The sequence below is a fragment of the Vibrio sp. D401a genome (assembly GCF_030248515.1).
Classification (GTDB): Bacteria; Pseudomonadota; Gammaproteobacteria; order Enterobacterales; family Vibrionaceae; genus Vibrio; species Vibrio rotiferianus.
The window spans coordinates 68,870-95,690 of sequence record NZ_JAHGAI010000070.1 but is presented as its reverse complement, the minus strand read 5'-3'; the positions used below and the strand labels follow the sequence as shown (position 1 = coordinate 95,690).

Annotated in this window: 24 protein-coding genes; 5 read left to right on the top strand and 19 right to left on the bottom strand. The window is 46.1% G+C overall.

Translation table 11 applies throughout. The annotated features are described in order from the left end of the window. Window positions 1-58: 58 nt before the first annotated feature. Together KIV41_RS23815 and lpcA are read right to left on the bottom strand one after the other, a co-directional pair. Window positions 59-904, bottom strand: a complete 846-nt coding sequence (locus KIV41_RS23815; protein WP_045394186.1) for a class II glutamine amidotransferase — start codon at window positions 902-904, stop codon at window positions 59-61. A gap of 61 nt (window positions 905-965) precedes the next feature. Further along, window positions 966-1,541 (bottom strand): D-sedoheptulose 7-phosphate isomerase, encoded by a 576-nt coding sequence (gene lpcA, locus KIV41_RS23810; protein WP_005436835.1) that lies wholly within the window; start codon window positions 1,539-1,541, stop codon window positions 966-968. Between the two features lie 358 nt (window positions 1,542-1,899). Between lpcA and fadE the strand changes: the two genes are divergently transcribed. Beyond that, entirely contained in the window at window positions 1,900-4,344 is a 2,445-nt protein-coding gene (gene fadE / locus KIV41_RS23805) for an acyl-CoA dehydrogenase FadE (RefSeq protein WP_285337791.1), read from the top strand. 105 nt (window positions 4,345-4,449) lie between these two features. Here fadE and KIV41_RS23800 read toward each other — a convergent pair whose 3' ends face one another. The 3 genes from KIV41_RS23800 to dnaQ all read right to left on the bottom strand — a co-directional run bounded on the left by KIV41_RS23800 (window position 4,450) and on the right by dnaQ (window position 6,976). Beyond that, window positions 4,450-4,713, bottom strand: coding sequence for a hypothetical protein (locus KIV41_RS23800; RefSeq protein WP_045394181.1), 264 nt, complete (start codon window positions 4,711-4,713; stop codon window positions 4,450-4,452). Between the two features lie 283 nt (window positions 4,714-4,996). Continuing rightward, complete coding sequence (locus tag KIV41_RS23795) at window positions 4,997-6,244, bottom strand: TIGR03503 family protein (RefSeq protein WP_285337790.1); 1,248 nt, start codon at window positions 6,242-6,244, stop codon at window positions 4,997-4,999. Window positions 6,245-6,256: 12 nt separating this feature from the next. Next, complete coding sequence (dnaQ, locus tag KIV41_RS23790; protein WP_252041016.1) at window positions 6,257-6,976, bottom strand: DNA polymerase III subunit epsilon; 720 nt, start codon at window positions 6,974-6,976, stop codon at window positions 6,257-6,259. A gap of 58 nt (window positions 6,977-7,034) precedes the next feature. Here dnaQ and rnhA point away from each other — a divergent pair, with 58 nt between their 5' ends. Then, window positions 7,035-7,499, top strand: a complete 465-nt coding sequence (gene rnhA / locus KIV41_RS23785) for a ribonuclease HI (protein ID WP_005436823.1) — start codon at window positions 7,035-7,037, stop codon at window positions 7,497-7,499. Here the strand turns inward: rnhA and KIV41_RS23780 are convergent. Next, window positions 7,496-8,251, bottom strand: coding sequence for a class I SAM-dependent methyltransferase (locus KIV41_RS23780; protein ID WP_010449707.1), 756 nt, complete (start codon window positions 8,249-8,251; stop codon window positions 7,496-7,498). The two genes, rnhA and KIV41_RS23780, sit on opposite strands and share 4 nt — an antisense overlap. 39 nt (window positions 8,252-8,290) lie before the next feature. On the opposite strand from KIV41_RS23780, the gene gloB reads away from it, so the two are divergent. The 3 genes from gloB to KIV41_RS23765 all read left to right on the top strand — a co-directional run bounded on the left by gloB (window position 8,291) and on the right by KIV41_RS23765 (window position 11,541). Continuing rightward, window positions 8,291-9,049, top strand: a complete 759-nt coding sequence (gene gloB / locus KIV41_RS23775; RefSeq protein ID WP_010449709.1) for a hydroxyacylglutathione hydrolase — start codon at window positions 8,291-8,293, stop codon at window positions 9,047-9,049. Between the two features lie 237 nt (window positions 9,050-9,286). Continuing rightward, on the top strand, window positions 9,287-10,858 hold the full coding sequence (locus KIV41_RS23770; RefSeq protein WP_038882879.1) for a LysM peptidoglycan-binding domain-containing protein: 1,572 nt from the start codon (window positions 9,287-9,289) through the stop codon (window positions 10,856-10,858). After that, window positions 10,855-11,541, top strand: coding sequence for a YIP1 family protein (locus KIV41_RS23765; RefSeq protein WP_010449712.1), 687 nt, complete (start codon window positions 10,855-10,857; stop codon window positions 11,539-11,541). The genes KIV41_RS23770 and KIV41_RS23765 overlap by 4 nt, the downstream gene beginning before the upstream one ends. 8 nt (window positions 11,542-11,549) lie before the next feature. On the opposite strand, the gene KIV41_RS23760 is transcribed toward KIV41_RS23765, so the two are convergent. The 13 genes from KIV41_RS23760 to bamA all read right to left on the bottom strand — a co-directional run bounded on the left by KIV41_RS23760 (window position 11,550) and on the right by bamA (window position 26,782). Then, entirely contained in the window at window positions 11,550-12,395 is an 846-nt protein-coding gene (locus tag KIV41_RS23760; RefSeq protein ID WP_088880479.1) for an endonuclease/exonuclease/phosphatase family protein, read from the bottom strand. An 85-nt stretch (window positions 12,396-12,480) separates the two neighbouring features. Then, a complete protein-coding gene (gene glnB, locus KIV41_RS23755; protein ID WP_005380372.1) occupies window positions 12,481-12,819 on the bottom strand; it encodes a nitrogen regulatory protein P-II in 339 nt (112 codons plus the stop codon). A gap of 206 nt (window positions 12,820-13,025) precedes the next feature. Further along, entirely contained in the window at window positions 13,026-13,340 is a 315-nt protein-coding gene (locus tag KIV41_RS23750; RefSeq protein WP_010449720.1) for a cytochrome c, read from the bottom strand. A 128-nt stretch (window positions 13,341-13,468) separates the two neighbouring features. After that, a complete protein-coding gene (gene tilS, locus KIV41_RS23745) occupies window positions 13,469-14,800 on the bottom strand; it encodes a tRNA lysidine(34) synthetase TilS (protein WP_285337788.1) in 1,332 nt (443 codons plus the stop codon). Between the two features lie 90 nt (window positions 14,801-14,890). Further along, window positions 14,891-15,850, bottom strand: a complete 960-nt coding sequence (accA, locus tag KIV41_RS23740) for an acetyl-CoA carboxylase carboxyl transferase subunit alpha (protein WP_045369569.1) — start codon at window positions 15,848-15,850, stop codon at window positions 14,891-14,893. 48 nt (window positions 15,851-15,898) lie between these two features. Further along, entirely contained in the window at window positions 15,899-19,378 is a 3,480-nt protein-coding gene (dnaE, locus tag KIV41_RS23735; RefSeq protein ID WP_285337787.1) for a DNA polymerase III subunit alpha, read from the bottom strand. Between the two features lie 92 nt (window positions 19,379-19,470). Next, window positions 19,471-20,109 carry a ribonuclease HII gene (gene rnhB / locus KIV41_RS23730; RefSeq protein ID WP_285337786.1) on the bottom strand — a complete coding sequence of 213 codons (639 nt, stop codon included), beginning with the start codon at window positions 20,107-20,109 and terminating at the stop codon, window positions 19,471-19,473. Window positions 20,110-20,118: 9 nt separating this feature from the next. Beyond that, complete coding sequence (gene lpxB, locus KIV41_RS23725; protein WP_285337785.1) at window positions 20,119-21,258, bottom strand: lipid-A-disaccharide synthase; 1,140 nt, start codon at window positions 21,256-21,258, stop codon at window positions 20,119-20,121. A 151-nt stretch (window positions 21,259-21,409) separates the two neighbouring features. Next, complete coding sequence (gene lpxA, locus KIV41_RS23720; protein ID WP_010449732.1) at window positions 21,410-22,198, bottom strand: acyl-ACP--UDP-N-acetylglucosamine O-acyltransferase; 789 nt, start codon at window positions 22,196-22,198, stop codon at window positions 21,410-21,412. 1 nt (window position 22,199) lies between these two features. After that, a complete protein-coding gene (gene fabZ, locus KIV41_RS23715) occupies window positions 22,200-22,652 on the bottom strand; it encodes a 3-hydroxyacyl-ACP dehydratase FabZ (protein ID WP_005430234.1) in 453 nt (150 codons plus the stop codon). Window positions 22,653-22,803: 151 nt separating this feature from the next. Continuing rightward, window positions 22,804-23,835, bottom strand: a complete 1,032-nt coding sequence (lpxD, locus tag KIV41_RS23710) for a UDP-3-O-(3-hydroxymyristoyl)glucosamine N-acyltransferase (protein ID WP_285337783.1) — start codon at window positions 23,833-23,835, stop codon at window positions 22,804-22,806. A gap of 6 nt (window positions 23,836-23,841) precedes the next feature. After that, window positions 23,842-24,351, bottom strand: a complete 510-nt coding sequence (locus tag KIV41_RS23705) for an OmpH family outer membrane protein (protein ID WP_171357152.1) — start codon at window positions 24,349-24,351, stop codon at window positions 23,842-23,844. A gap of 16 nt (window positions 24,352-24,367) precedes the next feature. Continuing rightward, window positions 24,368-26,782, bottom strand: coding sequence for an outer membrane protein assembly factor BamA (gene bamA / locus KIV41_RS23700; protein WP_045394154.1), 2,415 nt, complete (start codon window positions 26,780-26,782; stop codon window positions 24,368-24,370). Window positions 26,783-26,821 lie beyond the last annotated feature (39 nt).

The following is a 26,821-nucleotide window of genomic DNA, read 5'->3' as shown; positions in this document are numbered from 1 at the left end:
AAGGGCAGCCATCAAGCTGCCTTTTGTTTTATTCGAATGCTCTACTGCGAGAAAACCATCACTCCAACGGTTCTGTCGGTGCTTGGTTACCCGGCTTCGGCGCGGCAAACGGCACATCCGCTAACGCTTCAGCGTTATTCAGCACCAATTCACCAACATGGAACAAACCGTACTCGCCCGGCTTCATGCGATGCCATGTCTCATTACCCGTTAACGGCTGAGTCGCAATCACAGAAACCACATCGTTTGGCGTCGTCTCTTCTTGGAAGTTAATCTCAACATCTTCATCCAACAGCGCTGCCTTGCCAAATGGTGCACGACGCGTGATCCAGTACAAATGGTTGGTACAGTAAGTCATCACAAACTCACCGTCGCTAAGTAGCATGTTAAATACGCCCTTCTCTTTCAGCTTATCGCAACATTCAGCTACGTAGATAAAGACCGCTTCCATATCTTGAGGAGGTTCAGGGTACTTATCTTCCATCTGTTTTAGCAGCCAGCAAAATGCCATTTCACTGTCCGTTTGCCCAACCGGACGATGACGTCCTGTGTGCAAATCCTGATAATCAGTCAGTTGACCATTGTGTGCAAACGTCCAGTAACGTCCCCAAAGCTCTCGCGTAAACGGATGGGTATTCTCGAGATTCACACCACCGCGGTTGGCTTGACGAATATGACTAATCACCGCACGACTTTTAATCGGGTAGTTTTGCACTAATTCAGCAATCTTAGAGTCACAACTTGGGTTTGGATCTTTGAAGTTACGAAACCCCTTTCCTTCATAGAAAGTAATTCCCCAACCATCACGATGCGGGCCCGTTCGACCACCGCGCTGCATCAACCCTGTAAAACTGAAACAAATATCTGTTGGAACATTTGCGCTCATGCCGAGCAATTCACACATGGTTTAACGAACTCCTTACCTTAAAACACAACTAAGCCAGCATTCGGTTTAGTTGTAAATCTTATTCCATCTCTTTTTCAATCAACTGAATGATGATGTGAATGATCTTAATGTGCACTTCTTGAATGCGGTCTGCGTAGCCAAAGTGTGGTACACGGATCTCGATATCAGCAAGACCAGCCATCTTACCGCCATCTTTACCCGTTAGCGCAATCGTCTTCATGCCTTTCGCTTGCGCCGCTTCAATTGCTTTCAAGATGTTGCCTGAGTTGCCAGAAGTCGACAAACCAAACAGAACGTCACCCTTGCGACCAACGGCTTCTACGTAACGAGAGAATACGAAATCATAGCCAAAGTCGTTACTTACACAAGAAAGGTGGCTTGGATCTGAAATAGCGATACCAGCGTAACCTGGGCGGTTTTCACGGTAACGACCTGTTAGCTCTTCTGCAAAGTGCATAGAGTCACAGTGAGAACCACCGTTACCACACGACAACACTTTACCATCTTGCTTGAATGAGTCAGCAATCATTTTCGCTGCCGCTTCAATTTGCGCGATGTTGTGGTCATCGCTTAAAAACTTATTCAGAACTTCAGCAGCTTCGTTTAATTCACTTCTAATCAGATCTTGGTACATATGATGTTCTCTTTATTATCTCGGCCACAGCCATAAGGTTGAGCCTCTCGCTTGGCAAATTGTTCTGATGTGAAATTCACACCGGACAGTTCATTACTCTGAGTTTACCCACAAACGAGAATTAGTGTCGATAGCGAACCAACAGATTTGGATTCATCACGATAATAAACTTGTTAACTTGCTTACGAAATCATCACTCACCTCCCAACTTTAGAATTTTAACTCTACATAGATCACTTTTTACTCAATCTTGTGTTTTACATTTATTTAATATTTTGATTACACTTATAGAACTGGTTAGACCTCTTACCAAAATACAGACGTACAACATAAATAAAGTCTGAAAAGGAAAAAACATATGGACATCTTGCTCTCAATCTTAGCGATGACAGTTGTGTTAGGCGTTACGCTCTACCACAGAATGTCTCTCGTGAAATCCGTCAGCCTACTAACTGCTGCCATGCTAGCACTGACGATCGCAGACTCAGCTGGTGTAATTGGCTGGGCTCTTTATGTACTTGCTGTTGCGGTATTCGCCGTATCAGGAATTCGCCAATCACTGATCAGCCGTAAAGCGCTCGTCATGTTTAAGAAAGTCCTACCTGCTATGTCTCAAACCGAGAAAGAAGCATTGGATGCAGGTACAGTATGGTGGGAAGCCGAGCTATTCAAAGGTAAGCCTGAATGGCAAAAACTACACGCCATCAAAGCACCTAAGCTGAGCAAAGAAGAGCAAGCATTCCTAGATGGTCCAGTAAATGAAGTGTGTGCCATGGTAAGTGATTACCAAGTCACTCACGAATTGGCCGACCTACCACCAGAAGTGTGGCAATACCTGAAAGACAACAAATTCTTCGCCATGATCATCAAGAAGAAATACGGTGGCCTAGAATTCTCAGCGTACGCGCAATCTTTGGTGCTGCAAAAACTGACAGGCGTTTCTGGCGTGCTGTCGTCAACCGTTGGTGTACCTAACTCATTAGGCCCAGGTGAGCTACTGCAACACTACGGTACTGAAGAACAAAAAGATTACTACCTACCTCGCCTAGCAGAAGGTAAAGAAATCCCATGTTTCGCACTGACTAGCCCAGAAGCAGGTTCCGATGCGGGGTCTATCCCAGATTACGGCGTGGTATGTAAAGGCGAATGGCAAGGTGAAGAAGTCCTTGGCATGCGCCTCACTTGGAACAAGCGTTACATCACTCTAGCACCTGTCGCAACGGTACTTGGTCTTGCATTCAAACTGCGCGACCCAGAGGGCCTGCTTGGTGATCAAGAAGATCTTGGTATCACTTGTGCTCTAATCCCAACTGACCTTAAAGGCGTTGAGATTGGTAACCGTCACTTCCCGCTTAACGTACCATTCCAAAATGGTCCAACTCGCGGTAAGGACATCTTCGTACCGATGGACTTCATCATCGGTGGTGAAAAAATGGCAGGCCAAGGCTGGCGTATGCTGGTTGAGTGTCTGTCAGTTGGCCGTGGTATCACGCTACCTTCAAACTCAACGGGTGGCATCAAGACAGCGGCTATGGCAACAGGCGCTTACTCACGCATTCGTCGTCAGTTCAAACAGCCTATCGGTCACATGGAAGGCGTTGAAGAGCCATTAGCACGTCTAGGTGGTAACGCCTACGTGATGGATGCAGCAAGCAACCTGACCGTGGCAGGTATCGACCTAGGTGAAAAACCTTCGGTTATCTCGGCTATCGTGAAGTACCACTGTACGCACCGTGGTCAACAGAGCATCATCGACGCGATGGATATCGTAGGCGGTAAAGGTATCTGTATGGGTCCTTCTAACTTCCTAGCGCGTGGTTACCAAGGTGCACCAATCGCGGTAACGGTAGAAGGTGCCAACATCCTAACTCGTTCAATGATCATCTTCGGTCAGGGCGCGATTCGTTGTCACCCTTACGTTCTTGAAGAGATGAACGCAGCATATTCTGACGCTGGCGATGCAGTTGAGAAGTTCGACAAAGCACTAGCGGGTCACGTGAGCTTCACCATGAGTAACCTAGTTCGCAGCATCTGGTTTGGTCTAAGTGATGGTCTGGGTTCAACATCACCAACTAAAGACTCAACCAAGCGCTACTACCAACAATTGAACCGTTACAGCGCGAACCTTGCTCTGCTATCGGATATCTCAATGGCGGTATTGGGTGGTTCGTTGAAACGTAAAGAGCGCCTGTCAGCGCGCCTCGGTGACATTCTAAGTCAGCTATACCTAAGTTCTGCAACACTGAAACGCTTCGAACAGGATGGCCGCCCTGTAGAAGATTTACCATTAGTGCATTGGGGCTTGCAAGACAGCTTGAAGCAGACTGAAGCCGCGATTGATGAGTTCCTAGCGAACTTCCCGAACAAAGTGATTGGTCGTGCACTGCGCGTGTTAATCATGCCATTCGGTCGTGTACGCAAAGCGCCAAGCGATAAGCTAGACAGCAAAGTCGCTCGTATTCTACAAACACCAAGTGCAACACGTTCACGCATTGGTCGTGGTCAATACCTAGAACCAACGGAACACAATGCTGCCGGTAAGATTGAGCTTGCACTGTCTGTGATTCTTCAAGCTGAGCCTGTGTTCGACAAAGTATGTAAAGCACAAGGTAAACGCCGTCCATTTATGAATTTAGATATGATTGCTCAAGAAGGTCTAGAGCAAGGCGTGATCACGCAAGAAGAAGCGGAGCTGTTAAGAGAGGCTGAGCAGCATCGTCTAGATACTATTAACGTGGATGACTTTGAACCGGAGCTATTGGCCGCAAAGCCACTGTACCCTCAGATGGAAAACGTCGCTTGAGCGAATGATGGCTTAAACGATAAATAAGAAAACAAAACGGGAGCCGAGGCTCCCGTTTTTTATTGAATCTCTGCTACGCACAACACGCTGTTAGCAAAGAAGCGTTTATTCTTCGTTATCTTCTTCAACAATAAACGACTGCTCAATTCTGCGTAGTTCTTCCTGCTCTTTCAGCTTAAGTTCTTCTTGAAGCATCGCTTTACGTTCGTTCAATGCTTTCTTTTCTGACTTAGTTAAGAACTTAACCGCTTTTTTATTCGCCAATGCATACGCGACGACATCTTCACCTTTTTCACGGCGTTCACTCACGCGTTGAGAGAAACGTTCGTTGTCGCGTGCTTTACGTTCAGCTGAACTTAATTTGCTCATTTTTATGCCTTTAATAAGAATATGGCAGCCCGATTGCTGCCCTCAGGTAAACAAATGAGAAGTCATTCATATAGCTGATGGCGTGAGTGTAGCATAGATACTGAAAGGAACAGCTAAGCGATTGAGAACACGGACCAAAGCCTGCTTGCCAAGCATTCTGTATAGGATGAAGAAACAAACGCCCTAGCGCACTGATAGCAGACTCTTAGTCTCGCTAGATTGAACAAAGTATTTAACCAACAAACGGAGCTAATCAGCTCCGTTTTCTAATATTTCTTTCACCCTACTTCTTAGGTACTTCCAGCTGCATTTCTGGCATTGCATCTCGTTTCGCTTTCAGTTTACGCCACACAAACCAAACAATTAACCCCAAGATTATGGCAATCACGTTGCCTACGGCAATAATTATCATGCTGCGCTTACGATCGGCTTCCCGCTGGGCAATCAATTGCTTTTCGAGCTTAATCTTACGTTGTTGCTCTAGCTCGACCTCTTTCGCCAAACGTGCGGCTTCTATATCAACTTCTTCTACCACGCTAAACGACTGCTCGTTAATAGGAAATACTAACGCTCTCTCAGTAGCAAAATCCGTCGCGAAGATCCCACCTTTCCATGAGTACTTTCCTATCTCAGGATCGTTATCCATCGTTAGGGTCGTGCTCAAGCCATCCGCACTAACCACCCCCTGACTAAAAGTAGTAAAGCCATCAGGTGCAATTTGCTCAACACTTACCGCGAGTGACCCCGGCAGAACCATGCCTTGCTCCCCCCGCACGACGAGTTGATGGGCTTTGTTCGCATCACGGGATTGAATAAAAGTCTTGGAAACGGGTGTTGGATAGACAAGAACGATTTGTTCTTGTGCACGCAAAAATACGCCGTTGCCAGAGGTAATGCGCGCTCGATATTTTCCGGGAGCAACATCAATGGGTAACTGCACGGTAAACACACCATCTGCGGCTTTTTCATCAAGGTTATGTCCATCATCGGCAAACTCACCGATGACAATAGGTACAGGGCGAGCCTCTTTAATCAACTCATCTTCATTTTCCACATATTTGGTCAGTGTCACGCGCAAATTGACGCGGTCTAAGAAATCACGCAAAGCCAATAACTTATCATCGGAAGTCAGGCGAGCCGTAAACTTAAGCGCCTCACTTTGATATAAACGATTTGGAAAAGTGTCTGTAGTGAGCTTTAGGTGTGAGATTAAGCGGATGTTGTTTTTAGGTGTGACTTTACCGACGGCCTGCCAAGGACCGGACATCGGTTTATCAATAGAAATGATGTCTAGAGAGGGTTCTTGATACCAACGAACATTGTCATACTCACCCCATGAATAGTATTTTTTACCATCAGGGCGAACTAACACAACTGGTTGAGAACTTTGTTCACGATAAACCAAAAAGGTAATCTGCTCGATGCTTGGATCGACACGAAAACGGTTATCTAACAAAGACATGACGGACTCATTTGCAAAAGCGAAACAACTCCAGAACGCTAAAATAGCGACGGACAAAGCCCTCAACATAGTCTCTCCCTATTACTGCCAAATACTATCGTTCACCAGTTCTAGTCTCTTCTGGTGCGCTTCTACTTCATCGGCAGTTGCACGCAAAACCTTTAGCGCTTTTCTTCCTTCAACACGACGAATGCCTTCTGTGTCACCATCGCTCTTGTTGGCATTGAATTCTAGACTTGTTTGTCCACCGGTCATAAGTAGGTAAACGTCGGCTAGAATCTCCGCATCGAGCAATGCCCCGTGGAGCGTACGGTGTGAGTTATCAATGCCGTAACGTTCACACAATACGTCAAGGTTATTTCGCTTGCCCGGGAAGATTTTCTTCGCCATGGCAAGGGTATCGGTCACCTTACAGAAATCATCCGTTTTACCGATGGTTGGATCGAGCATTTCAAACTCGTAATCCATAAAGCCGGTATCGAAGGGCGCGTTGTGGGCAACCAGCTCGGCACCTTTGATGAAATCTAAAAACTCTTGGTGGACATTCGCATAGTCAGGCTTGTCGACGAGGAACTCATCCGTAATACCGTGAACCTCAATCGCGTCAGGCTGAATTTCACGATCCGGTTTTAAGTAAACGTGGAAGTGACGACCAGTCAGCTTACGGTTGATGATTTCTACGGCACCGATCTCGATAATACGGTGACCCATGTAGTGCGGGCCGCCCTCGAGGTTCATACCCGTGGTTTCAGTATCGAGTACGACAATACGATTATGTTCAGAATTGCTGCTGGTATTCATAAGGTTATGTGTGTCAGACTATGCTTTATTAAATGTTTCGGCTAATAGTACCAAAAATATGACCAAACACGTTGAGATTTTCACTGACGGATCTTGTTTAGGCAATCCGGGACCAGGTGGTTACGGCATTGTTCTGCGTTACAAACAAACGGAAAAGACCCTAGCGAAAGGCTACACTCTGACAACCAATAACCGCATGGAAATGTTGGCTGCAGTGGTAGCACTGCAAACGTTAAAAGAGCCATGCCAAGTGACGTTAACAACGGACAGCCAGTACGTGCGTCAAGGTATTACGCAATGGATTCACAACTGGAAAAAACGTGGTTGGAAAACGGCAGATAAAAAACCAGTGAAGAATGCTGACTTATGGCAAGCTCTGGACAAAGAAACTGCTCGCCATCAAGTTGATTGGCATTGGGTGAAGGGCCACGCAGGTCATCGAGAGAATGAAATCTGTGATGAGTTAGCACGTACAGCCGCTGAGAACCCAACTGAAGAAGATACGGGTTACCAAGCGTCTTAGTTTTTGCTACTGGATACCTTTTTCACTGCACTGCCCTCTCTGTTCATCACACCTAGTGGTGTTAGCTTTCTCTTCAAGCGCCAATGTGGCTTGATAGGTTTGAGAGGGTACGTTCGTTTACGAGCGACGATGTAATACAAACTTCCCGCTGGTGATGCCCAATCACCTAAACTGTTCTCTAGCCAAGTCCACATGGTTTTGTAACGCGTCATTGGAAACAGTGCGTAACGATCACAATGAATCACTTGATAGTTCAGTACGCCCAGCCAGTCTTTGATGCGGTTTGTAGTGAACATGCGCCCACTCCACGGCAAATTATTTCTTCGCCAAGGCAGTAAACTTGCTAAGCCAGTGAGACTGATCGGATTAAAACCCGTAATAATAAGATAACCATCATCCATCATGACGCGATCAACTTCGCGTAGCAGTCGATGGGGATCACTTGCATAGTCAAGCTGATGAGCAAGCACGACAACATCAAAGCTTTTTTCTAAAAAGGGCAATTCGTAACCATCTGCGATGACATTATGCAACGGGTTCTGGATATCTACGTTGACTTGGTGTTGAATGTTACAACTACAGCTGGTTAGCTCACAGCTCAAGCCACCCAATTTCAGCATGTGGTAACCGAACAACTTCGGACACCATTCATCAAGTCGGGTTTGGATTGACTCAAGTACCCACGGCCCATTGTTCATCTCTGACCAAGTCGACGGGTACTGTATAGTTTTGTTGCTGAGTGCTGGTTTCATTAACCACCTGACTATTAAAAGGGTGACGGAGAACGAATCGTGTTAGAGATCAAAAGCATACCCGCATTTAATGATAATTACATCTGGCTGATACAAAATAGCGACAAGCGTTGTGCTGTGGTCGATCCGGGCGATGCTAAGCCAGTATTAGAATATTTGCAGGCTAATGAATTAACTTTAGAAGCGATCTTAATTACACACCACCACAACGATCACATTGGTGGCGTTCCAGATTTAGTTCGTGCTTTTCCTGACGTTTCTGTTGTGGGCCCGAAAGCAGAACCGATTCCAACCTTAACCAATGCCATGGAAGAAGGCGACAAACTCGACCTGTTTGGTGAAATTTTCATGGTGCTTGGCTTACCTGGCCACACTTTGGGCCACATTGGTTATGTAGGTGACAGCAAATTGTTCTGTGGTGACGTGCTATTTTCTGCAGGTTGTGGGCGTATATTTGAAGGTTCTCCAGCACAAATGTTTGAGTCTTTGAGTAAAATCGCTGCTCTTCCTGAAGAGACGGAAGTTTTTTGTGCTCATGAGTACACTGCAAGTAACGTGGCATTTGCACTCGCCGTCGAGCCAGACAACGAGCAGTTGCGCCAATACCGCGATGATGTAAACCGCCTGCGCGCACTTAATATACCGACGCTTCCAACCACACTACGTAGAGAAAAATGGATCAACCCATTCTTGCGTACAAACAATCCTGAAGTGGTAAAATCAGTCGCCAATCGCATTGAAAATAGCGATCCAGTCTCGGTTTTTACAGCTTTACGTGAGTGGAAGAACGAGTTTTAACCTTTTTCTGCTTGTAACCTCCAAAAACGCAAGTATTATCATCTGCTGTTTGAGAAGCGCCTTGTGCGCTTCTATTGTTTTGGAGGGAGCGCATATCATTGCAATTCGCTCCAATGCATAGGTGAGACCTTCTCATCCATTTGTAAGTAATAAATTGTCTATTATCTTGTGACTGCCACGTACAAAAGCTGCGCGACAGGCAGGAGAAGATAAACAGGCCCTAAATAGGCTGAATCCATGCGTTTGAAGTACAGTTGGGTGTTGGCGGTATTACTATCTGGCTGTCAACTAACTCAGTCAGACTCGACTACCACATCGACACCTGAAACCAACAAAACACAAGCAACAGACTCCCAGCAGGTTGCCAATAGTCAACAAAAGGTTGAACCTGAGGAAAAAGCTGCACCTAAAGTTATCACTCCCCAAGAGCAACAAGATGTATGGCGTCGTATCGGCATGCAACTTGAGATGGACATTCCTCAAAGTAAAAAAATCGACTACTACCGAACTTGGTACCTGAAACACCCAGGGCATCTACGTACTGTATCTCAACGAGCAGAACCGTTTTTGTATCTCATTACAGAAAAAATCGAGGCTCGTAATTTACCGCTGGAGCTTGCGCTTCTACCAGTAGTCGAAAGCTCATTTGATGCATTTGCCTATTCACACGGCAGTGCTGCTGGCCTTTGGCAGTTTGTTCCTGGCACAGGAAAAATGATGGGCCTAGAGCAAAACTTTTGGTATGACGGCCGTCGTGACGTGGACGCATCTACCGACGCTGCGTTGGAATATCTTGTTAAACTAAACCAGCGCTTCGACGGCAACTGGAATCACGCGATTGCTGCTTACAACAGTGGCGGTGGACGTGTAAACAGCGCTATTCGAAAAAATAAGAAACTGGGCAAGCCAACGGACTTTTTCTCTCTAGATTTACCGAAAGAAACCAGTAGTTACGTACCAAAACTACTTGCGCTTGCAGATATTATTGCGAACCAAGACAAGTACGGCATCGAGATTCCACCTATCGCCAATAAGCCGGTCTTGGCTCTTGTTGACCCAAAAGAGCAGCTCGATTTAGCCATCGCAGCCAAGTACGCAGATATCAGCGTAAAAGAGTTGCAAAGCTACAACCCTGCCTACAACCAATGGTCTACTGCTCCTGAAGGTCCGCACCAACTTCTTATCCCTATCGAGAAGAAAACGGCATTTTTAGAAGATGTCGATAAGAACCGTGGAAAAGGGATGAAAGTGGTCCGCTATAAAGTGAAGTCAGGAGACTCCCTTAGCGTACTCGCTCAAAAGTACAGCACCACAACCAAGGTGATTCGTCGCGCGAATGGAATGAGTAATAATAACATTCGTGTTGGTCAACACTTGATGATCCCAACATCAACTAAGGACGAAAATAGTTACGTTCTTTCAGCCCAAAATCGCTTGTCTAAAACACAAGCCAAAGCTCGTGGTAAGTATAAACTGACTCATGTAGTGCAATCAGGAGAAAGCTTATGGTCTATCGCACGAGCAAATAAGGTATCGCACCAATCTCTGGCAAAATGGAATGGTATGGGGCCAAGAGATACCTTACGTGTTGGACAGAAACTGGTGATATGGAAAAGTGGTGATCAAGGCGCTGTGATTCGTACCGTGTTCTACCAAGTGCGTTCCGGCGATACCATTAGCGGCATTGCCAGCAAATTTAAAGTAAAGAGTAATGACATTGTGAAATGGAACTCTCTACAAAAACAGAAGTACTTGAAGCCAGGACAGAAGCTCAAGTTGTACGTTGATGTAACGAAGGTGAGCGTATGAATTCCTCCAGTAACCCTCTCGTAATGTTGTTGGATATCTTTCGAGCACCAACAGCTTGTTTCTTAGCTCTTTACCAACGTGGCGGTTGGGGCTGGCAACCTTTTATTGTTCTGATGATTAGCCCATTTTTATTCTGGGGAGCCTACTTTTCGAATGTTGACTTTACTTGGCTAAGTGAGCAACTTTCTATTCAGTTCCAGCAAATTGACCCTACACAAGTCGAGTTGCTTGAACCAAATACGCTTATGGCTAGTGCCATCATCAATGATGTATTCAATCGCTTTGCAACATTATTGTTGTTAGCTCTATGGTTTTTCCTGGCAACCAAAGCGAGTAAGCAGCAATACGGTTACTGGAAGTGGTTTGCCGCATCCAGTGCAATACTTTTCCCAGCAGTACTAGGGGACATTGCAAGCTATGCGAGCCTGCTCCTTAAGCATGGTCAAGTAATGACGTACGCAGCCGACCTTAACAGCCTAAACGGTTTGTTGAAGTTGCCGTTGACCAGCGAATGGTCTCACTTTGCTAGCTCACTGCCGTTACTTCTGCCTTGGTACATTGTACTTGGTTACGGTGCCGTCCTAACTTGGACAGAGTTTGAACGCGGTCAGGCTCTTGTGATTGCAAGTCTACCATGGGTTGCGTTTTACGTAATTTGGGCACTATACATTGTCGTGGTGTAACTCGCTTTTCAATTGAGAAGTGAAAACGACACCAACAATGGATTATGATCAGAAGCGTCGCTCAGCGGCGCTTTTGAGTATTTTAGCTTTAAACCTCGATAAAACACATGGTCAAGCGGTAATCCTGTAATAAACTGGGTACGCTGATCGGGTGAAAACCGAACTTCTTTGAGGTCGATATCTGCCAATGCGACTTTCATTGCCGAAATCCTCTCTGCACTCCAGCTATTAAAATCCCCCGCAAAAATGATTGGACCTTGGTGCGCTTTCAACGCCTTTTCTAGCGTTGCCAACTGAGACAAATATTCATCCGTGCCCACTGTAAAGTTGATAGCATGAATATTGATAACCGCCAGTTGCTGACCATTACTTAGCTGGTATTCACTATAAAGTGCAGATTTAGGCAAACGTAGCCATGGCTCTTTAGATGTATAAGCACAAGCTCGAATTGGCGCTTTATGAGCAATACTAATGACACCTGCATCGCTGCCAAGGGCCTTAAACGCTGACACTTGGTTACTGATCCACTGACCATCAATCAGCCAACGCTTCAGCTCGCTCGTTAGACTGGCTTCTTGCAATAACAGTAATTGACTCTGCTGCGATAGATGATTTAGAGCAACTTCCCAACTCGGCTTATTCTGCTTGTAGATATTCCAAACCAAAATGTTTAATACTCCCTCATTATCAATCGCTTGAGGAGTATCAAAGTCGACACATTTTACCGTTTGAGTTACGTTTTCTCCCGATTGAGAGATAAGCTGCGGCTGTTCCGAAACGGTAAACACCCACTGAAAAGCGAGTAATACTGATAAACCAAGAAAGATAAGAATAGCAATAAAACGTTTAAGCATGACAACACCTGAGCTGACAACAAAAAAGGAGCCCAAGGCTCCCTTTTAGTTTAATCATATTTCGAAAAGAAATCGCACTATGAACTTAGATTGCGTCTTCGTCTTCTTCACCAGTACGAATACGTACGACACGCTCGATATCAGTTACGAAGATCTTACCGTCACCGATCTTACCAGTTTGTGCTGTTTCGATGATGGTTTCTACACACTTGTCTGCAACGTCTTCCGTCACAACGATTTCTAACTTCACTTTAGGAAGGAAATCCACCATGTACTCCGCACCGCGGTACAATTCTGTGTGACCTTTCTGGCGACCAAAGCCTTTCACTTCAGAGACGGTCATCCCTGTAATGCCTACTTCAGCCAATGCTTCTCGAACATCATCCAATTTGAATGGCTTGATAATCGCTTCAATCTTTTTCATGTTCATCCCTTAAGCTTCAATCGTTTGCGCATATTATCGGTTAGCGCCTCACAACATTCAATCCTTGTTGTTACCACACGACTGAAAATGCTGATACCAACAGTGTTTATTTTGCAATAAACACTGTAATGCCTCTGATATCATATTGTTCCATAGGTAAAAAGCCAGAGCATTGCTCTGGCCTTTTCTCATTCTTCTTTATCGTACTATTTCAAACTTGCGTAAAACGCTGCTAAATTTGCGATATCTTCATCAGACAGCAAGTTTGCTTGTGCTTGCATAACTGGAGCTAAACCGCCTGTACGCTGGCCTTGCTTGTAAGCCTTTATGGACGTGGCGATGTACTGCTCATTTTGGCCTTTCAGATTTGGGTAACCTGGAATCACAGCGATACCATCTGCACCATGACATGCCGCACACACTGCCGCTTTAGCTTGTCCTGCTGCCACGTCACCTGCAGCCAATACTTGTCCACTTAACATACCCAAGGCAACCACTGCCCCTACCATCATTTTCTTCATTGCTTCACCTAATCATTTGTTATTAACCACCAATATACGCTTGCCTTCAGATTGCGGAACATCTGCACAAAGCAGAGGCAACTTCTATCGGGGTATTTTTTAAGTATTCATTGGCATTGTGACATGAATTACAACGACTTGCGCCATATCAGCTCACAATCTTGACCGCTAAAAGCTCGATCAACAAATAAACCAGCAACGGCTACTACTTGGTTTTGATACATCAAAATTGGTATTTGACGACGTAACCAACTCGGTACATTGTACTCTTGAAACAGCTTCTTGAGCTTGCGGCTGTGATTGCGTGTGGTTGGGTGCGCAGATAATCCTTCGGGATTAAACGTCACCCTCAGAAGCTCTGGCTGGGGCGGTAAGGCAATGGTGGCTTGTTCTGAACTGGTATTCAAAGTGAGCTCTCCGAGTCGCTCAGGCAACACCAACGCCGTATCGGTTTGAATGTCACTCTGCCACGTCGTGACATCGGCCGTTTCAGTTACCCAATAAAAGCGATTTTGAAAGCGGCGAACTTCACCCTGCTTAAGTTGCAGCTTAGGATTGGCATCTTGCTGTGCCAATCCGACTTCATTCCAAATTAAATTGAGTTGCACTTGAGTTGGCATGTTTGCATTCAACTTCGCTAACCACATCCGGATTAATCGTGCCCGTGCAAGGTCACTGTGGGTGGCTAGCTCATCAATGCTCAAGCTCAGATCGCTTTGCAGAGCACGTTCAAACACCGCGCCAAGCAGCTCATCCAACAAGGCTTCTTGCTGAGCGCACAAGCTAGCACTCCGCTGCACTGCTTGATGAATACTCGGCCAACGTTCAGAGAGGTCTGGAACAATACGGTGTCGAAGGAAATTGCGATCGTAACGCGTATCTTGATTACTCTCGTCTTCCACCCAATCTAGGCCTTCTTCCTTCGCTGCAGCTTCGATTTGCTCACGCTTAATTGCCAATAGTGGGCGAACCAACATACCACCAGCGAAAGGCATACTCTCTGCCATCGAAGATAAACCTTTCGGGCCACTACCGCGTTTAAGCGCTAGTAAGAAGGTTTCCACTTGGTCATCAGCATGTTGTCCAGTCAGCAATAAGTCACCCGCTTGGATATGCTTAGACAACACTTGATAGCGCGCTTCACGAGCCAACAACTCAATACTATCGCCACTGTTAATGTCTAAGCTCACTTGCTCAACAGAACACGTGATTCCCACCTGCTCAGCCCACATTAAACATTTGTCTGCCCAGTCGTCTGCGTTCGAGCTCAAACCGTGATGCACGTATACGGCGTGGCATTTGATTGGGTTATTACCTGTAGAATTCACTTGCTGATAACGACTTAGCAGTTCCAGCAACAGACGCGAATCCACTCCACCACTAAATGCCAAGACAATCTTGGAGCCTGATTGGTAGTAGCGGTCGAGAACTTGAGTAAATTGCGAATAAAGCGATTCCATAAGCCATCCAGTAGAAACAAAAAAAAAGGGCTGGACGTTTGCCCAACCCTTTCTATTTTATCTGTTATCTTGCGAGATATCAGCTAGCGCTTAGCAGTAACCGTAGTTCATTAGACGTTGGTAACGACGCTCTAGTAGCGTTTCCTGGTCTAGTTGCTCAAGATCTTCTAGCTGACGAAGTAGATTTGCTTTCATGTTTGCAGCCATTTGAGCGTGGTCGCGGTGTGCGCCACCTAATGGCTCTTCGATGATTTCATCGATAAGCTCAAGTTCTTTTAGACGTGGTGCTGTTAGACCCATTGCGTCTGCTGCTTGAGGCGCTTTGTCTGAATCACGCCATAGGATTGAGGCACAACCTTCTGGAGAGATTACTGAGTACGTAGAGTACTGAAGCATGTTCACGTAGTCGCCAACACCAATTGCTAGTGCACCACCAGAACCGCCTTCACCAACAACGTTACAAATCACTGGCACTTTAAGACCAGACATCACTTTAAGGTTGGTTGCGATCGCTTCAGATTGGCCACGCTCTTCCGCGCCAACACCTGGGTACGCACCTGCTGTGTCGATAAAAGTGATGATTGGCATGTTGAAACGCTCTGCCATTTCCATCAAACGCAGTGCTTTACGGTAACCTTCTGGTTTAGGCATACCGAAGTTACGCTTCACTTTCTCTTTAGTTTCACGACCTTTTTGGTGACCGATGATCATCACTGGACGACCTTCAAGGCGTGCAATACCGCCAACAATTGCTTTGTCGTCTGCGAACGCACGGTCACCCGCTAGCTCATCAAATTCATCAAATGCGTGCTTGATGTAATCTAATGTGTATGGACGTAAAGGGTGACGAGCCAGTTGAGCCGTTTCCCATGCACCTAAGTTGCTGAAGGTTTTCTTCTTCAGTTCTAGGCTCTTTTTCTCAAGCTGTTCGATTTCTTTATCAAGGTCAACCGCAGAATCACCACCATGACGAGACACGTCACGTAGTGCTTCAATTTTCGCTTCTAGTTCTGCGATTGGCTTTTCAAATTCAAGAAAGTTTAGGCTCATCTATGAATCCTTTTTTACTCAACGTCTTACATATTGCGCTGAATTTTTTTAGTTAAATTCGAGTTCTACCTGGCCTTTGCCAAGCAACTGTTTTAAATCATCGAGTAATGTATCACTTGGCGTTACTCGCCATTCGGTGCCCAAAGTTAACCGCGCTCTGGCGTCGGCACGCTGATAGTATACATTGACAGGTACGGTCCCGGCTTTATGTGGCTCTAGAATACGAGTAAATTGCTCAAAGAATTTGTCATTTACCTGTTGAGCATCAATTGATACTGACAAACCTCGTGCATACTTTTCACGAGCACTGCCAAGATCCATAACTTCACGCGCCGACATTTTAAGGCCACCATTGAAGTCATCAAAGCTGACCTGTCCAGAAACGACCAAAATTTTATCTTTTTCGAGAAGTTCCGCATATCTATCAAGCGCATCTGAGAACAACATCACCTCCATTCGACCACTTCGATCATCCAAAGTCATCAAACCGATGCGCGTACCACGTTTAGTTGTCATTACGCGAGCTGCAATTACCAAGCCCGCCACGGTCACGGATTGATCACGGCGAGTTGGAGTGGCGTCTTTTAGTCGACAACTAACGTACTTATTTAGTTCCTTTATGTATGCGTTAACTGGGTGCCCGGTCAAATATAAACCGAGCGTCTCACGTTCACCCTCTAACCATACTTTCTCAGGCCAAGCTGGCACCTGAGTATATTTATGCTCTACTTCTTCCGGCGCATCAGTCAGTACACCGAACATGTCGGTTTGACCAAAGGCTTCCGCTTGGTGGTGTTGGCTTGCCGCTTTCACCGCATCATTAAGCGATGCCATTAGCGCCGCGCGATGTGGACCTAGCCTGTCGAGTGCGCCCGCGTAAATCAGTTTTTCGATAACACGCTTGTTGACCTTTTTCAGGTCGATTCGCGCACAGAAGTCAAATAGGTCAATGAAGTGACCACCTTTGTTGCGCGCTTCTAAGATTGCATCGATTGGACCTTCACCCACACCTTTGATCGCGCCGATGCCGTAAACAATCGCGCCATTCTCATCCACATTAAAGCGGTACAAACCAGCATTGATGTCTGGTGGAAGCACGGTGAGCTTCATGCGGAAACATTCGTCAACTAGGCCAACCACTTTCTCAGTGTTATCCATATCGGCGGTCATTACCGCTGCCATGAATTCTGCTGGATAGTGCATCTTAAGCCATAGCGTTTGGTACGAAACCAATGCGTAGGCTGCCGAGTGAGATTTGTTAAAGCCGTAACCAGCGAACTTCTCTACCAAGTCGAAGATCTTCATCGCCAACTCGCCATCGACGCCGTTGGCAATTGCTCCCTCTTCGAAGGTTGCACGCTGTTTCGCCATCTCTTCCGGTTTTTTCTTACCCATCGCACGACGAAGCATGTCCGCACCACCAAGGGTGTAGCCAGACAGCACCTGTGCGATCTGCATTACCTGTTCTTGATACAGGATGATGCCGTAAGTCGGATCCAGAATCTCTTTAAGCGATTCGTGTTGCCACTTTTCATCAGGATAAGAGATCGCCTCACGACCGTGCTTACGGTCGATAAAGTTATCTACCATGCCCGACTGAAGCGGCCCTGGGCGGAACAGTGCCACCAATGCAATGATGTCTTCAAAACAGTCCGGTTGCAGACGTTTAATCAGCTCTTTCATACCGCGCGATTCAAGCTGGAATACCGCAGTGGTTTCTGAGTTTTGCAGCAAACGGAATGACGCCGCATCATCCAGTGGAATCGACTCGATGCGAACAGGAGCTTTACCTTCACGTTCTAGACGCGGGTTAATCAGACCCAACGCCCAGTCAATGATGGTTAGGGTACGTAGGCCCAAGAAGTCAAACTTAACCAGACCGGCAGTTTCCACGTCGTTCTTATCGAACTGAGTAACTGGGAAGTGGCCTTCCGAGTCGGCATAAATCGGCGCGAAGTCTGTAATGGTGGTTGGTGAGATTACAACACCACCCGCGTGCTTACCGGCGTTACGTGTACAACCTTCAAGGAGGCGACACATATCGATAAGCTCTTTCACTTCCTCGTCTGCATCATACAACTCTGGCAGTGCAGGCTCAGCTTTGAACGCTTTTTCCAGCGTCATACCCGGGTCAGGCGGAACCAGCTTTGAAATACGATCAACGAAGCCAAACGGGTGGCCCAGTACACGGCCTACGTCGCGGATTACCGCTTTGGCCGCCATGGTACCGAAGGTGATGATCTGAGATACCGCATCACGGCCATACATTTCCGCTACGTGATCAATTACTTGGTCACGCTTATCCATACAGAAGTCGACGTCGAAATCGGGCATCGAGACACGTTCTGGGTTCAAGAAACGTTCGAATAGAAGGTCGTATTCCAGCGGATCAAGGTCGGTGATCTTCAATGCGTATGCCACCAAAGAACCGGCACCTGAACCACGCCCCGGACCTACCGGAATCGCGTTGTCTTTCGACCATTGGATGAACTCCATTACGATCAAGAAGTAACCTGGGAACCCCATTTGGTTGATTACGTCGAGTTCGATTTGCAGACGATCATCGTATTCAGGACGACGTTGTTTGCGCTCTTCCTCATCTGGGAACAGGAACTCTAGACGCTCTTCCAGACCTTCGCGAGACTTCATGACCAAGAAGTCGGTCTCTTCCATACCTTCAGTTGGGAAGGCAGGTAGGAAGTATTCACCCAAACGTACTGTCACGTTACAACGCTTGGCAATTTCAACACTGTTTTCTAACGCTTCCGGAATGTCGGCAAACAGCTCGCACATTTCCTCTTCAGTACGCAGGTATTGTTCTGGGCTGTAGTTCTTTGGACGACGCGGATCTTCTAGGGTGTAACCATCGTGGATCGCCACACGGATTTCGTGCGCGTCAAATAGGTCTTCACTGATGAAAACGACTTCGTTGGTCGCTACAACCGGTAGTTGAGTTTCTTCTGCTAACTCAACGGCAAAATGCAAGTACGTTTCTTCGTCTGAACGACCAGTACGAACCAGTTCTAGATAGAAGCGATCTGGGAAATACTCTTGGTAGAAAGCCACACAGCTTTCCACCACTTTGCGGTTACCTTTAAGTAACGCTTTACCGATTTCACCGTTTTTCGCGCCTGATAGAACGATCAAACCTTCTGATAGTTCAGCCAACCAAGCTTTGTCGAGCACCGGTTGGTGCTGTACGTGACCACGAAGGTAAGCTTTTGAGATCAGCAACGTGAGGTTTTTATAACCTTCGTTGTTTGCTGCGAGTAACGTTAATTGCGTCAGCTCCTCTCCAAACTCATCCGATTGCATTTTGAAGTCTGCACCGATGATTGGCTTCACACCACTGCCGTGCGCAGTGCCGTAGTACTTCACCAGACCGCACAGGTTGGTGAAGTCGGTCAATGCCATAGCTGGCATACCGAGTTCGGCGACTTTCTTAACGAGCGGTGGAACTTTGTTGATACCATCCACCATCGAAAAATCACTGTGGATTCGAAGGTGAATGAACTTGGGATCTGACATTAACAGGTACCGTAAAACTAAATCTTATTTGGGATTCTAACCTAAAGCGGGCGTGGTTTATAACACCGATACGCCCATTCTAATACTTTGCTCTATTCTTCGATGCCGAGCGCTTTCTTCACGGGTTTGAAGCTCTTACGGTGCTCACTGATCACACCGTGTTGCTCAATCGCTTCGAAGTGCGCTTTGGTTGGGTAACCTTTGTGCTTAGCAAAGCCAAACTGTGGGTGCTGTTTATCCAACTCTTCCATTTCTTGGTCGCGAACCACTTTCGCGATAATCGAAGCCGCACTGATTTCCGCCACGCGCAAATCGCCTTTCACCACTGCTTGGGAGTCCATTGGTAGTTCAGGGCAACGATTACCATCGATAAGTGCAAGATCTGGCTGCACTTTCAAACCCGCAATCGCACGTTGCATGGCAACCATGGTCGCTTGCAGGATGTTAAGCTCGTCAATTTCCTCAGGAGAACAGCGGCCTACAGCCCATGCCAAAGCTTTCTCTTTGATTTCTGGCAGCAGTGCAAGGCGTTTCTTCTCACTCAGCTTTTTCGAATCGTTTAAGCCTTCAATTGGGTTATTTGGGTCTAAAATAACCGCGGCGGTAACGACATCGCCTACCAAAGGACCACGCCCTACCTCATCAACACCCGCAACCAACTGATAGCCTTGCGGGTATTCAAACGGTGGTAGTTCAACTTTTGCTTTGGTCTTTTTTGGTTTTACAGCCATGGTAAATCTCTATTTTTCAATCAGTTTTAGAACCGCGCCTGCGGCTTGTTGATCCGCATCTTTGCGAATCCAATGGTGCATTTCAGTAAACTTATCCAACATTTCTCGGTTGTCGCTCTCTAGTAAGCGAGATACTTCGTCGAATAAATTGTCTGGCGTGCAATCATCTTGCAGATATTCTTTAACCAGCTCAGTATCGGCCAGAATGTTCGGCAACGAAACGTATTTGGTTTTCAGCAGACGCTTAGCAAGGAAAGCCGTCACCGCGTTTACACGGTAACCGACCACCATTGGGCGTTTGAGCAACATACACTCTAACGCCACGGTACCAGACGCCAACATCACGGCATCTGAAGCGGTAATCACGTTACGCGCTGTGTCATCCACCAGTTTGAACTCCAACTCTGGTGCATGCTCTTTCCACGCTTGCTCGAATTGTTCGCGACGTTTCTGGTTTACTAGCGCAACGGCAAAACCAAGATCTGGGAATTTCTGGTGTAACTTCTTACACGTTTCGATAAATGGCTGAGAGAGCATTTTCAACTCGCTGCCACGACTACCCGGAAGTACCGCAAGCCATTGCTTATCTTGCTCTAAACCGAGTAGCTCACGTGCAGGTGCTTTGTCTGATTGCAGCGGAATGGAATCAGCCAATGTATGACCAATGAATTCACAAGGCACGTTGAACTTATCGTAAAACGCTTTTTCAAACGGTAGGAATGCCAATACTAGGTTAGTCGCTGCTTCAATTTTGAAGATGCGCTTTTGACGCCATGCCCAAACCGACGGGCTTACGTAATGCACAGTTTTGATGCCAGCATTTTTCAGGTCTAGCTCAACACGTAAGTTGAAATCTGGCGCATCGATACCAACAAAGACATCTGGCGGGTTATCAGTGAAATACTTCACTAGCTCAGCTTTGACTTTCAGCAGTCTTGGCAAGCGGCCTAGCACTTCAACCAAGCCCATTACAGCCAGCTCTTCCATGTCGAACAGAGACTCGCAGCCTTGAGCGATCATTTTAGGGCCACCAATCCCAACAAACTCTGCATCTGGGTATTGCTGTTTTACCGCCTTGATAAAGCCTTCACCTAGCGTGTCGCCAGACAGTTCTCCGGCAATGATGCCGATACGTAATGGTCTTTCCATATCTACTTCGCTATTTTCCTGTGCGCTATGGGTAACGATTTACACTATGTAGCCTTACAAACCGCAGCGTACAAACCGTTATCCATAAAACACAAAAAGACCGCAGCCCAACTTGGGCGCGATCTTTTCAATTTAACCGCTCATTCGTTAATTAACGAATAATGCCACGTTCCGTTGTTTCCAAAATATCTGAGAAACGTTTCACTGCAGGCCACTCTTGTGCCATTTCAGCTAGGATTGGCTTCACTTCTTCCAGAGTCTTACCTGAACGGTAGATTTCTTTGTACGCTTTTTGCAGCGCACGAATTTCTGGTTTTTCGAAACCATTACGCTTCAAGCCAACCAAGTTCAAACCAAATGGTGTTGCGTGGTTACCTTGAGCCAATACGTAAGCTGGTACATCTTGAACAACCGCAGAACAGCCACCAATGTAAGCGTACGCGCCCACTGTACAGAATGGGTGAATAGCAGAAAGCGCCATTACACCAGCATGGTCTTCTACGGTTACGTGGCCACCAAGAATCGCATTGTTACCAATGTGAGTGTGGTTACCTACGACAACATCGTGTGCGATGTGCGCGTTAACACAAAGCAGGTTATCGTCACCGATCACTGTCGTTGCTTTATCTTGAACCGTACCACGGTGAACCTGAACCGCTTCACGAATCACGTTACGGTCACCGATAACCACTGTTGTATCTTCGCCGCCGTACTTCTTGTCTTGGTTTTCTTCACCAATCACAGCATGTGGGAAAATGCGGTTGTCTTTACCAATTTTGGTGTGGCCTTTGATCACTACGTGAGACATCACTTCTGTGCCTTCACCAATCTCCACCGTAGAGGTGATGTAAGTGAAAGGACCAACGATCACGTTAGCGCCAATTTTCGCGCCTTCTTCTACCACCGCAGCTGGGTGGATTTTAGCGGTTTCATGAATCATATTAAAACTCTCGACGAGCACACTTCAGCTCTGCTGAACATACCACTTCGCCGTCAACTTTTGCTACACCACTAAATGCAGCAATACCACGGCGCTCTTTTAGAAATTCTACTTCAATAATCATTTGGTCGCCTGGCACTACAGGTTTACGGAACTTAGCGCCGTCAACACTTGCGAAGTAGTACAGTTCGTTTTCCGTTGGTGCACCAAATGATTTAAATGCAAGTAAGCCAGTTGCCTGAGCCATCGCCTCTAAGATTAGTACGCCTGGGAATACTGGCAGCTGTGGAAAGTGACCTGTGAACTGAGGTTCATTAACCGACACATTTTTAATCGCGTGAAGGTACTTCTCTTCTTGGAAGTCAATCACTCGGTCGATCAATAAGAATGGGTAGCGATGAGGTAGTAGCTCTTGAATTTCAGAGATGTTCATCGTTTTCTTTTCAGTAGTCAAAGTCGTCTTCCTATATCAATTCTCAACAACCAAGATGGCAACACCCCTTACTCTGGGGACGGTAAACCCACTTGGTGATAAATCTACTTATAGCGCGTCATTATAGAAGAAAAAGACCCGCATTTCGCGAGTCTTTGTTCAGAAAGTGGAACTAAGATTCTTCTTTCGGTTTAAGTTGCTTTTCAACGGCTTTCAATCGTTTGTTCATCTCATCAATACGGTGAACTCGAGTTGCCGTCTTACGCCACTCTCGGTTGGTTTGCAATGGAATGCCTGACGAGTATAGGCCTTTCTCTTCGATACTGCGCATAACCATGCCCATACCAGTAATAGCAACCCCATCCGTAATCTCGATGTGGCCATTGATAACCGACGCGCCGCCGATTTGGCAGTATTTACCAATTTTTGTACTGCCTGCCACAATAGTACCACCGGGCATCACCGTACCATATCCGATCTGCACGTTGTGAGCGATTTGAAGTTGGTTATCAATAATTACATTGTCTTCGATGATCGTATCTTCAAGAGCACCACGGTCGATAGTGGTACATGCACCGATCTCAACACGATTGCCGATACGTACAGAGCCAAGTTGAGGAATTTTAATCCACTCACCTTTGTCATTCGCGTAACCGAAGCCGTCTGAGCCGATGACGGTGCCAGATTGCACTAGGCAGTCATCGCCCAGCGACACTTCATGATAGATAGTAACATTAGCCCAAAGCTTGGTGTTGTTACCTAGCTTTGCGTTTTTACCGATAAAGCAACCTGCGCCAATACTTACGTTGTCGCCTAACTCTACACCCGTTTCAATCACTGCGTTTGCACCGATTGTTACGTTAGTACCCATCTTCACGTCTGCTGCGATGACAGCACTTGGCGCAATCTCATCTGCTGGCTTTGGCGTTGTATCCATAGCTTGAACTACACGAGCAAAAGCGATGTAAGGATCGGCAACCACAAGAGAGTTTCCAATGCATTGGTCCTTATGATCGGCTTTCACCATTACAACTGTCGCTTTACACTCAGAGAGGTGCTTTGCGTATTTAGGGTTAGACAAGAAGGTAACATCACCTTCTTGTGCCTTGTCCATGGGAGCTACACGGTTTACAACGAGAGACTCGTCACCAAATAGCTCACCCCCGGTAATTGTCGCCAACTCGGCTAATGTTAATGTCTTCATAACTTCTTATTTTAGAGCTTTAATTACGTCTTCAGAGATGTTGTATTCTGGCTTACCGTACTGAAGTGAAGTAGTGTCAATAACGAGATCGTAACCTTTCGCCTTAGCAACTTTTTCTACTGCATCTTGGATAGATTTGAATAGCTTCGCTTTCTCTTCAGCTTCACGGCGAGCGCCAGCTTTCTCTAGTGCTTGAGCTTTTACTTTGTATTCACTGTCTAGCTTAGCAATATCAATACGTAGCTTCTCAATTTCTTCTTGACCTAAAAGTTCGCCGTCACGCTGCAGCTTCTCAATCTTTGTCTTAGCTTGCGCTTGAATTGACTTAAGCTCGTCAGCTTTGCTTTTGAAGTCTTGCTGCATTTTTTGTAGAACCACTTCACGCTGAGGAAGAGCCTGAAACACTTGCGCTGTATTAATGTAGGCAATCTTTTGCGCTGCTTCTGCAGCGTTTGCAAACATAGATGAGCTCAGTACAAGAAGGCCTAAACCAGCCGCTTTGATCATTTTATTCAAAATATTTTCCTCAAATTTAGAAGGTTCTGCCGATAGTGAATGTGAAGACTTCTTCGTCATCGCCATCGAATTTTTTAATTGGTTTCGCTAGTGAAAATACCAGTGGTCCCATTGGAGACATCCATTGTAACGCCGCACCATATGATGAACGGTAGTTAGTAGGATCAGAGTAATCGTAATAGTAACGGTCACCAAACTCGGCACCAGAGTCTCGATAATCGAACTCTGTATCCCAAACACTTGCCATATCGAAGAAGATACTGGTACGAATCTGGTTACGAACTTCATCAGATGCAAATGGGGTCGGAACAATAAGCTCCAAACTTGCTAATGCTACTGCGTTACCACCTACTGAGTCATCAGTCGCAGTATCTACACCGTTGTTAGAACCAGAGTAATCACGGTAAACAGCTTTTGGACCAACCGAGTTAGAGCCGAAGCCACGTAGAGTCGTGAAACCACCCGCGTAATAGTTCTCGTAGAATGGGAACAAGTTGTCGTTACCATTCGTCTGACCATAACCGTTACCGTAACCTAGACGGCCGCGGAACAAGAGTGTGAACTCATGCTTTTTAGTCAATGGTACATACTGACGCACGTCATATTGCATCTTAAAGTACTGAACATCAGAACCTGGTACCGTCATCTTATAGAATGCACGTTGGTGATTACCCGCTGTAGGGAAGTAGCCACGGTTCAAATTGTTTCGTGTCCAAGAAATATTGATATCGAAGTCATTGGTATTCAATGCACCGTTCGCATCAATATTTTCTGATTGAGCTTGTAGGAACTGTTCAACCTGTAGGTAAGGAGAAAGGTTACCGATCTTGTTGTGCGTGTAACCGACACCAAATTCGAAGCGGTTTAGTTCATCAAATGGGAAACCCCAAGTCAGGTTAGCGCCGTAACTTTCATTGGTGTAGTCAACGATACCTGCTTCAGATGCTTCAAACTCATCATAGAAAATTTTACCGCCAAGACTCACACCATCGAGATTCCAATAAGGGTCTCGATAATCTAAGCTGATATTTTTTTGGTAGTCATTCATCATCGCATTGATACCAACGCGGTTACCACTACCAATAAAGTTATCTTGCTGTAGACCAACTTGGAAGCTTACACCTGATTCTGTACCGTAGCCGACACCAAAGTTCACACTACCAGAGTTGGCTTCTTTAACCGAGTAAACAAGATCTACTTGGTCATCGCTGCCAGGAACACGTACCGTTTGAACTTCTACGTTTTCGAAGTAACCAAGACGGTTAAGACGCGTTTTACCCGTTTCAATCGATTTCGAGTTTAGCCAGCTGCCTTCCATCTGACGCATCTCGCGACGCAAAACTTCATCCTTAGTGGAGTTGTTGCCCGTAAAACGAATATCACGAACGTAAATGCGGCTACCTGGCTCAACATTTACAACCAATGACACTTCTTTGTTCTCGTCGTCGAACTCAGGAATTGTACTTACCTGCGGATAAGCATAACCAGACTCACCGAGCACACGTTTGATGCCTTCCTCTAGTGAAGTCACTTTAGAGCCATTGTAGGTCTCGTTGGCTTCGAATGGCACCATTTTCTCGAATCGAGCGTCTTCACCAATCAAATCGCCACGGAATTTTACATCTTTAACGGTGTAAACCTCTCCTTCTTCCAGGCCAAGAGTGATATACACCCCCTTCTTATCTGGGGAAATTGCGACTTGCGTCGAATCTACATCAAACTTCAAATAACCACGGTCTAGGTAATAGGATTTCAGAGCTTCAATATCACCAGCAAGTACTTGCTTTTGATACTTCTCATCAGCGAGGAAGTTCCACCACGGCACATCAACGTTTAAGTTAAAACGAGAGCGGAGTTCATCATCAGTAAAGACTTCATTACCAATAAAGTTGATTTGTTGAATCTTCGCCGACACACCTTCGGTGAAGACGAATTTCAAATCAGAACGATTACGAGGCAATGGAGTAACAACCGCTTTTACCGTAGCATTGTACTTACCAACGCTATAGTAAAAATCTTCTAAGCCTTTTTCGATATTACGTAAAGTGGTTCGGTCTAGAGCTTCACCTTCACGGATACCTGATGCATTCAGGTTTTCCTGTAACTGCTCATCTTTGATCGCTTTGTTACCAGAAAACGCAATGCTAGCAATAGTCGGTCTTTCTTTAACCTGGACTACAAGTACATCTTGATCCTTAAGTACTTTTACATCCTCAAAGTTACCCGAAGCGTAAAGAGCACGAATGATGTCCGCAACATCTTGTGAATCGACCGTGTCTCCTACTCGAACAGGCATTTTCAACAACGCAGCACCAAGTGCCACACGTTGTAATCCTTCAATCTGGATGTCTTGAACTACAAAGTTTTCTGCCCCATTTGCCGAGACACTGGTTGCCAGTAAACTCGCAAATAGAATTCGCTTAATCGCCATATTTGTTCTAATTATTCCTTGCTACTGCTAGATGTCTCT

Bases quoted from the DNA above. Each gene is read 5' to 3' on its own strand.
- lpcA (WP_005436835.1), bottom strand. From the start codon at position 1,541: ATGTACCAAGATCTGATTAGAAGTGAATTAAACGAAGCTGCTGAAGTT.
- lpxB (WP_285337785.1), bottom strand. From the start codon at position 21,258: ATGGAAAGACCATTACGTATCGGCATCATTGCCGGAGAACTGTCTGGC.
- KIV41_RS23770 (WP_038882879.1), top strand. From the start codon at position 9,287: ATGCGTTTGAAGTACAGTTGGGTGTTGGCGGTATTACTATCTGGCTGT.
- dnaQ (WP_252041016.1), bottom strand. From the start codon at position 6,976: ATGAATACCAGCAGCAATTCTGAACATAATCGTATTGTCGTACTCGAT.
- KIV41_RS23765 (WP_010449712.1), top strand. From the start codon at position 10,855: ATGAATTCCTCCAGTAACCCTCTCGTAATGTTGTTGGATATCTTTCGA.
- glnB (WP_005380372.1), bottom strand. From the start codon at position 12,819: ATGAAAAAGATTGAAGCGATTATCAAGCCATTCAAATTGGATGATGTT.
- KIV41_RS23795 (WP_285337790.1), bottom strand. From the start codon at position 6,244: ATGTTGAGGGCTTTGTCCGTCGCTATTTTAGCGTTCTGGAGTTGTTTC.
- lpxD (WP_285337783.1), bottom strand. From the start codon at position 23,835: ATGAAGACATTAACATTAGCCGAGTTGGCGACAATTACCGGGGGTGAG.
- rnhA (WP_005436823.1), top strand. From the start codon at position 7,035: ATGACCAAACACGTTGAGATTTTCACTGACGGATCTTGTTTAGGCAAT.
- KIV41_RS23760 (WP_088880479.1), bottom strand. From the start codon at position 12,395: ATGCTTAAACGTTTTATTGCTATTCTTATCTTTCTTGGTTTATCAGTA.
- KIV41_RS23780 (WP_010449707.1), bottom strand. From the start codon at position 8,251: ATGAAACCAGCACTCAGCAACAAAACTATACAGTACCCGTCGACTTGG.
- tilS (WP_285337788.1), bottom strand. From the start codon at position 14,800: ATGGAATCGCTTTATTCGCAATTTACTCAAGTTCTCGACCGCTACTAC.
- dnaE (WP_285337787.1), bottom strand. From the start codon at position 19,378: ATGTCAGATCCCAAGTTCATTCACCTTCGAATCCACAGTGATTTTTCG.
- lpxA (WP_010449732.1), bottom strand. From the start codon at position 22,198: ATGATTCATGAAACCGCTAAAATCCACCCAGCTGCGGTGGTAGAAGAA.
- rnhB (WP_285337786.1), bottom strand. From the start codon at position 20,109: ATGGCTGTAAAACCAAAAAAGACCAAAGCAAAAGTTGAACTACCACCG.
- KIV41_RS23815 (WP_045394186.1), bottom strand. From the start codon at position 904: ATGTGTGAATTGCTCGGCATGAGCGCAAATGTTCCAACAGATATTTGT.
- KIV41_RS23800 (WP_045394181.1), bottom strand. From the start codon at position 4,713: ATGAGCAAATTAAGTTCAGCTGAACGTAAAGCACGCGACAACGAACGT.
- accA (WP_045369569.1), bottom strand. From the start codon at position 15,850: ATGAGCCTAAACTTTCTTGAATTTGAAAAGCCAATCGCAGAACTAGAA.
- bamA (WP_045394154.1), bottom strand. From the start codon at position 26,782: ATGGCGATTAAGCGAATTCTATTTGCGAGTTTACTGGCAACCAGTGTC.
- KIV41_RS23750 (WP_010449720.1), bottom strand. From the start codon at position 13,340: ATGAAGAAAATGATGGTAGGGGCAGTGGTTGCCTTGGGTATGTTAAGT.
- fadE (WP_285337791.1), top strand. From the start codon at position 1,900: ATGGACATCTTGCTCTCAATCTTAGCGATGACAGTTGTGTTAGGCGTT.